Source organism: Vibrio hangzhouensis (genome assembly GCF_900107935.1).
In the GTDB taxonomy this organism is placed as follows: domain Bacteria; phylum Pseudomonadota; class Gammaproteobacteria; order Enterobacterales; family Vibrionaceae; genus Vibrio; species Vibrio hangzhouensis.
Window position 1 is genome coordinate 22,951 of sequence record NZ_FNVG01000035.1, and the last position, 7,625, is coordinate 30,575.

At 45.7% G+C, this 7,625-nt stretch carries 9 protein-coding genes; 2 read left to right on the forward strand and 7 right to left on the reverse strand.

The window, feature by feature from the left end; translation table 11 throughout:
• Positions 1-88: 88 nt before the first annotated feature.
• The 6 genes from C4S60_RS21500 to napF all read right to left on the reverse strand — a co-directional run bounded on the left by C4S60_RS21500 (position 89) and on the right by napF (position 4,685).
• Complete coding sequence (locus C4S60_RS21500; protein ID WP_103882353.1) at positions 89-223, reverse strand: TIGR02808 family protein; 135 nt, start codon at positions 221-223, stop codon at positions 89-91.
• Between the two features lie 10 nt (positions 224-233).
• A complete protein-coding gene (locus C4S60_RS21505; RefSeq protein WP_103882354.1) occupies positions 234-812 on the reverse strand; it encodes a NapC/NirT family cytochrome c in 579 nt (192 codons plus the stop codon).
• 26 nt (positions 813-838) lie between these two features.
• Positions 839-1,300, reverse strand: a complete 462-nt coding sequence (locus C4S60_RS21510; RefSeq protein WP_103882355.1) for a nitrate reductase cytochrome c-type subunit — start codon at positions 1,298-1,300, stop codon at positions 839-841.
• 77 nt (positions 1,301-1,377) lie between these two features.
• Complete coding sequence (gene napA / locus C4S60_RS21515) at positions 1,378-3,867, reverse strand: periplasmic nitrate reductase subunit alpha (RefSeq protein ID WP_103882356.1); 2,490 nt, start codon at positions 3,865-3,867, stop codon at positions 1,378-1,380.
• Positions 3,864-4,169 (reverse strand): chaperone NapD, encoded by a 306-nt coding sequence (locus C4S60_RS21520; RefSeq protein WP_103882357.1) that lies wholly within the window; start codon positions 4,167-4,169, stop codon positions 3,864-3,866. The genes napA and C4S60_RS21520 overlap by 4 nt, the downstream gene beginning before the upstream one ends.
• 36 nt (positions 4,170-4,205) lie before the next feature.
• Positions 4,206-4,685: a ferredoxin-type protein NapF gene (gene napF, locus C4S60_RS21525; RefSeq protein ID WP_103882358.1), complete on the reverse strand. Its 480-nt coding sequence runs from the start codon at positions 4,683-4,685 to the stop codon at positions 4,206-4,208.
• Between the two features lie 238 nt (positions 4,686-4,923).
• Here napF and narQ point away from each other — a divergent pair, with 238 nt between their 5' ends.
• Positions 4,924-6,651, forward strand: coding sequence for a nitrate/nitrite two-component system sensor histidine kinase NarQ (narQ, locus tag C4S60_RS21530; RefSeq protein WP_425275152.1), 1,728 nt, complete (start codon positions 4,924-4,926; stop codon positions 6,649-6,651).
• Positions 6,638-7,270, forward strand: a complete 633-nt coding sequence (locus C4S60_RS21535; RefSeq protein WP_103882360.1) for a response regulator — start codon at positions 6,638-6,640, stop codon at positions 7,268-7,270. Before narQ ends, C4S60_RS21535 begins: the two co-directional genes overlap by 14 nt.
• Positions 7,271-7,417: 147 nt before the next feature.
• Here the strand turns inward: C4S60_RS21535 and C4S60_RS23720 are convergent.
• Positions 7,418-7,625, reverse strand: a 208-nt coding sequence (locus tag C4S60_RS23720; protein ID WP_208623294.1) for a hypothetical protein, incomplete at its 5' end; no start/stop codon positions are given.

The following is a 7,625-nucleotide window of genomic DNA, read 5'->3' on the forward strand; positions in this document are numbered from 1 at the left end:
GACTTATTTATTTTATTCAATGAGTTAACTATAGATGAATTGCAAAAAAGCGGGCAAAAAAAAGCCCTGCAGTAGCAGGGCCAGGAAATTATAGTTGTTTGTCTTTGCCTAGGGACAATAACCAGAGTGAAACTGCTGCTACTCCGACAAATCCCGATAAAACAATGACTGGCATTGCAGCATAACCTAGTACGTGCCAAATCACCGATTCTAATGTACTCATTCAGAGCTCCTTATTGCCAGCCTTCTACACCGCTCATGTTAGGAAGTCTATGTGCAATACCTTTGTGGCAGTCTACACATGTTTTCTCACCTGATGCTAGCGCTGTAGAGTGTTGTTGAACGCTTCGTGGTCCCTGCTCAGAAAAGTCCATAAAATCGAACTCATGACAGTTACGGCATTCTAATGAATCATTATTTTTCAGTCTTGCCCATTCTCGCTCGGCTAAATGACCACGACGAGCCTGGAACTTCTCTTCGGTTCCAATGGTATCAAGCACGTAGTGTGCAAACAGCTCTTTCGAAGCCTGCACCTTACGGACGATTTTGTCAGTCCAATTATGTGGAACGTGACAATCAGAACATATGGCACGTACGCCCGAACGATTAGACCAGTGAATGGTTTCCTGAATCTCCGCTACGATTGGAGCATGACAGCCAGAACAAAATTCTTCTGTGTTCGTGGCTTCCATACCCGTGTTAAACGCACCCCAAAATAGTAGACCGCCGGCAAAGCCCAAGAATAGCACAACCCCTGCTGCTGCCTTGCTTGGCGACTTTAAACGCGTCCAAAATGCTTTAAGAAATTTCATATATAGCCTCTCTTGACTTCATTTGGCTATTCAGTACGCAACGAATCAACGCGCTCAAAGTCGTTACCCACTAGTGGTTGGGCGTCTACTTGAGGTACATGGCATTGTAGACAGAAGTAACGACGAGGAGACATGTCCGCCAGCACAGCATCTTCACGATTCATGTAGTGAGTAACACTGATTTTGGTTGCACCTGCTTCCTTGGCGTTTTTCCAGCTATGGCATGCCAGGCATTTGTTCGCATTAAGCGATACTTCATAGTTACGAATTTGGTGAGGGATCAGTGGAGGCTGATATACAAATGAACTCTCTACCAATTGGTCTTTAGGTGTATGCTTGAAGGCGTCCGCAGGACGAGTATCTTCAAGGTTTGTACTACCGCGAAGTGAATCCAGACCACCAGTTCCACCCGGGTTATTCAGTTCTGCTTGCGCCACGCCAGCGAGCAATGCACCAACAGAGAGAATAGCGACAATCATTTTTTTCATTTTATGTTCTCCGCCTTTAGGCTAATTCTTCGAGGGCTACTCGCAACGGAGTAGCCACTTTGCTGTTTTGCTCGCCCTTAAGCCACTTTCGTGATCTTAACTGGGCACTTCTTGAAGTCTGTCTGTTTGGACAGAGGATCAGTCGCATCAAGAATCAGCTTATTGATTAGGATGCGCGCATCGAAGAATGGTACAAATACCAGACCTTGCGGCGGACGGTTACGGCCACGTGTTTCAACACGAACACGAACCTCACCACGTTTGTTCTGAATCAGAACCTCATCACCACGGCGAACACCACGAGTTTTCGCATCTTCAGGGTGCATGTAGCAGACTGCATCCGGAACTGCCTTATACAGCTCAGGAACACGACGCGTCATGGTACCTGTGTGCCAGTGCTCAAGAACACGGCCTGTACATAGCCACAAATCGAACTCTTCGTTTGGCACTTCTGGTGGCGCTTCGTAAGGAGCAGAAATAATCAGTGCTTTACCATCTGGCTTACCATAGAAGTCCCATCCTGAGCCTGCTTTAGCATAAGGATCATAGCCTTCTTTATAACGCCACAGTGTTTCTTTGCCATCGACGACAGGCCAACGCAGACCACGTACCTGATGATAAACATCATAAGGTGCTAGGTCATGACCGTGGTCGCGACCAAAGGCGGCGTATTCTTCAAACAGGCCTTTTTGTACATAGTAACCGAAGTGGTGAGCATCATCGTTAAGCTCACGAGCTTCTTCGATAGGATACTTGTCCACCTGACCGTTTTTAAACAGCATGTCATACATGGTTTTACCACGGTATTCAGGCGCTTTAGCAAGTAACTCTTCTGGCCACACTTCTTCCATCTTGAAGCGTTTTGTGAACTCCATGACCTGCCACAAGTCAGATTTCGCTTCGCCTACAGTCTCAACCTGTTGGTACCAAGCCTGAGTACGACGTTCTGCGTTACCGTAAGCCCCTTCTTTTTCAATCCACATTGCTGTTGGAAGGATCAAGTCAGCAGCCTGTGCGGTTGCAGTCGGGTAAGGGTCAGAACATACAATGAAGTTTTCTGGATTACGGTAACCAGGAAGACGTTCGTTGTTGATATTTGGACCCGCTTGCAGGTTATTGTTACATTGAATCCAGTAACAATTCAGTTTGCCATCTTTTAGCATACGGTCTTGTAGTACCGCGTGGTAACCTGGTTTTGGCGGAATCGTACCTTCAGGTAGTTTCCATTCTTTCTCGGCAATTGCACGGTGTTTAGGGTTTGCTACTACCATGTCTGCAGGTAGACGGTGGGCGAATGTACCTACTTCACGAGCGGTACCACACGCTGAAGGCTGACCCGTTAATGAGAATGGGCTGTTACCCGGAGTCGCAATTTTGCCGGTTAGTAGGTGAATGTTATACACCAGGCCGTTCATCCAAACGCCACGAGTATGTTGGTTCATACCCATAGTCCACAGTGACATTACTTTCACGTTAGGATCGGCGTACTGCTTAGCAAGCTCAATCAATTTTTCTTGCTCAACACCAGAGATCTCAGAGGCTTTTTCTACCGTGTATGGCGCAACAGATGCTTTGTATTGCTCAAATGTAATGTCGGACATTTTACCTGAGTTAGCATTGGCCGCTGCCTGTTGCAGTGGGTCTTCATCACGCAGGCCATAGCCGATATCGGTATCCGCTTGTTTGAAGTTGGTGTGCTTATTGACGAAGTCCCAGTTAACCGCGTCATTCTGAATGATGTAGTTCGCGATGAAGTTCGCAATAGCCAGGTCAGACTGAGGGTTGAAGATGTAACCTTGGTCAGCGAGTTCAAATGAACGGTGGTAATAGGTCGATAAAACGTTCACGCGAACGTGTGGGTGACTTAGGCGACGGTCAGTGATACGTGTCCACAATACTGGGTGCATCTCTGCCATATTCGAACCCCAAAGTACGAATGAGTCAGCGTTTTCAAAGTCGTCATAACAGCCCATCGGTTCATCGATACCAAATGCGCGCATGAAACCCACTACCGCTGAAGCCATACAGTGACGTGCGTTAGGGTCAATGTTGTTAGAGCGGAAGCCCGCTTTCATCATCTTGGCTGCAGCGTAACCTTCCATGACAGTCCACTGGCCTGAACCGAACATACCAATGCTTGTTGGTCCCTTAGCTTTCAGTGAGGCTTTCCACTTTTCAGCCATGATGTCAAAGGCTTGATCCCAAGAGATAGGAGTGAAGTCACCGTCTTTGTCAAACTTGCCATCTTTCATACGAAGAAGGGGCTGGGTCAGACGGTCGTTACCGTACATGATTTTAGACAGGAAGTAACCCTTGATACAGTTCAGGCCTTTGTTAACAGGAGCTTCTGGGTCGCCTTGGGTTGCAACAACTTTACCGTTTTGTGTCCCTACGAGTACAGAGCAGCCTGTACCACAGAAACGACAAGGAGCTTTATCCCAGGTAATCTTTGTTTGGTCGGAGCTAGCAATCAGGTTTGTTGCTGAAGCAGGAAGGGTAATACCTGCTACAGCCGCTGCTGATGCCGCTGCGTTCGCTTTCACGAACGCACGTCTTGTCATTTTCATACTTCACCCTCTAATTGGGAATGGTTACTTCCAGTGTTGTTTTCATCGTCATCTAACCCCCTCTCGATTTGGTGATAAACCAAGGCGGCGTTAAGGACATTCGGTAAGTTGTTGATAGCATCAATCGTATCGGTCACAAATCCCTGGTTTTCAGTTTCCAGTACAACGACAATCTTGCCTTCCTCACTGTCTCCATAGATTTCAGCGTTATCGTACTGTTCGATCTGTGCTTTGACTTCTGCAAGGTATTCAGCCTTACAGTGAACTACCAAACTTGAAATGTGCACTTCATTTAGTGACATATAGAGTTCTTCTCTTTGTTATTTTTAACGTATTGCTTAAACATTGCTTACTGAGATAGAAGACGTTGGACAAACGGACACACATGCTCCGCAGCCATTACATTCTCCCAACTCCAATTTAGGTAAAGCGACTCCACCGGCCCTCAGCTTGAAAGTTATGGCCATGGCTTCACAGCTATCTCCGCAACTACGGCACTCAACATTTGAGTGCGCTAAACAAGTTTCTGAGATACTGGCTTTCGCCTGCCAAGGGTCGCTGATACTCTTATTAAATATAGGCTCTGGGCAAATTTCTGCACACTTGTAGCAGAAGGTACATTCATCAATTGTGAAGTCGACGGAAGGGTAGCCGCCGTCACCATTTACGATGATTTGTGTTTCGCAAGCGTTGACACATTTCCCACAGCGAGTGCATAAGTCAGTAAAGGTTTGCAGATCCTTGACCCACGGTAGCCTCACTTGTTTTGTATCTATCTGCTTTCTTGTAAAGAATCGTCGCCTGGAAACGTCTACCATTCATCTCACCAATAAAAACTGTTCACAGAGAAGTTTAGCTCAAAAAATCTGTTAACAATCTTTAATTTACATTCATATAAATTGTAAGTTTCGACATATTTGTATAAATACCTCTTAGGGGGTAATTAACTGCTATCATTGTTTTGGATCAATAAATTACAGACAATAGATAGCGATAGTGTGAGGTCTGTTTTCAGGGCGGGTAAATGGAGATGAATTTGTTTGATGAGATGAATAGATCATGAAGAAGCCGAATAAGTCTGTCACGGGTACAATAGCAAAAGCAATGATACTCATCTTATTGTTATCACTTGCTACAACCAACTTCGCGATCCTTACTTTGGCATCAAGCCTGAACGATGCTGAAGCAGTGAATGTTTCAGGCTCAATGCGCATGCAGAGCTATCGATTGGCTCATGATATGCAGTCGGATTCACCTCTTTACTATTTGCACGTCGAGCAATTTGAACGTTCACTTTATTCACCTTCAATGAAATCGCTACAGTCATGGGATGTTCCGACTGAGATCACTCAAGATTACTATAAACTTATCGTGCGTTGGCATGAGCTAAAGAAAGTACTGGCTAGTGATGATCGAGAGCAGTACCTAATGCTGGTGGCAAATTTCGTAGACCGCATTGACCATTTCGTCCTTAAGTTGCAAGAACACTCTGAAAACAAATTGATTCGGTTAGCCTGGGCTGGTGGTATTGGTTTGGGTGGCATTTTATTGGTGGCTGTTTATGTCGTTCTGTTTGTACGTAAACAGATCGTCAGACCGTTAGGACAACTAATACTGGCAAGTGAACAAGTTCAGAACCGCTCATTTGATGTCTCGGTAGATATTCGTTCGGATAACGAACTGGGCATTTTGGGCAATGCCTTCAAGAATATGGCCAATGATTTGGGTAAACTGTATCGCGGCCTGGAGCAAGCGGTAAACGAAAAGACACACAAATTGCAGCACGCCCACCAATCATTGCAGGTTCTTTACCAGTCTTCCCAAGAGTTGACAGCGACCCGGATTTCTCACGAGAATTTCAGAGCGATCCTGACGTATATCTCGAGCGTTGAGGGCATTACCGCTGTTGAATTGAAAGTCGATGAAGTGGAAGGGAGTCCGTGGATTGCGACTGAAGGCGAGTTTAATGGGAAGTCTGAACGGATAAAAGTTCTTCAGCTAGATGGTGATATGTTGGGCCAGCTCAGATATCAAATCGGGCTTCCTTGCCCGGATGAAAAACTCATTGATAACTTTGTTCAAATCCTTTCACGAGCGATTTACTACAATAAAGCACAAAGACAAACGGAACAGATCATCTTGATGGAAGAGCGCGCAACGATCGCACGAGAACTGCACGACTCGCTGGCTCAATCCCTGTCGTATCTGAAAATTCAGGTAACACTGCTTAAGCGCTCGTTGAACAAAGAATTGCCGGAGGTAGACGGCAGTCGCTCTGGAATGGTATTGAATGATATTCGAGAAGGGTTGGATAACGCTTATATCCAGCTTAGAGAATTGTTGACCACTTTCCGTCTTTCCATCAAAGAAGGGACGTTTGGCGAAGCCATAACGGAAATGTTGCATCAGCTTGATGACCAGACGGAAGCGACCATAAAACTCAATAATCAGATGTCGTCGTTGGAACTGGGTGCTAACGAACAGGTCCATATATTGCAATTAATTCGCGAGGCAGTTCTCAATGCAATGAAGCATGCCGATGCGAAAGTTATCGACGTATCTTGCATTGAAGATGAAAATGCTCTGGTCACCGTGAAAATCGTCGATGATGGGGTAGGGTTCGATCAGAACATCGAAAAAATAGACCACTATGGGATGAGCATCATGCAAGAACGGGCTGCTCGTCTGAATGCCAATTTATCCATTCACACCGCTGAAAACCAGGGTTGTGAAGTGGTATTAACATTTCAAAGAAGTAAGGAGCCACTAAGTGAGCGAATGTAAAGTAATGTTGGTCGATGACCACCCACTGATGAGGCGTGGAATCGGTCAATTACTCAGCTTTGAAGATGACTTTATTATTGTTGCCGAAGCGAGCAATGGCTCAGATGCGATTGCCTTGGCAAAAGAGCAGGAGCCAGACTTAATTTTGCTCGACCTGAATATGAAAGGCATGTCAGGGCTGGATACATTAAAAGCCTTGCGTGAAGATGATTTTCAGGGACACATAGTGATTCTGACTGTCTCAGACATTCCGGCTGATATTGACGCGCTTGTTAAGGCGGGAGCTGACGGCTACTTGCTTAAAGATACGGAGCCTGATGAAATCATTGATTTGCTACGTGGACTGACCTCAGGTAACAAGGCATTCAGTCAAGCCGTTGCCAAATATCTGGATGAACGTGCTAACGCGAGCGATGTGTTTACCACACTGACAGAGCGAGAGATGCAGATCTTGCAAGAGGTTGCTAAAGGCTTTAGAAACAAACAGATCGCTGACCGCCTGTTCATTTCTGAATCTACGGTCAAAGTACATATGAAGAGTTTGTTGAGAAAACTTCAGGTACCATCGAGAACGGCCGCGACTATTCTTTACTTAGAGCGCTTTGGTGAAATTAAGTAGCTCTATCGGCGTTCATAGTAGACATACCGTCATCCTCGTATATGGACTCCCGTTAGATTGCAACTAGAGGACAAAAATAAGTAGGAAGCATGCGCATATTCGGGCTCTTATTGAGTAGCGAACTCTGCCCCTTGATGTTTTCGCACCCTAATGCCACTTCGCGAAAAAGGTACCTGGTACCATGAGGATGATCTGGCTCGTTAGGGTCGGTCTTACCTGTTTTTGTCTTACTCTTGGTTGTAACCTAAATATGGTTCTTAAACTGTTTCGGGTAATCGGTATGGTTGGTGGTGATTGAGCATTGACCATGCCGTTCTGACTGTTTTGTTGGCGAGAGCAACAGCCGCTCTTCGGA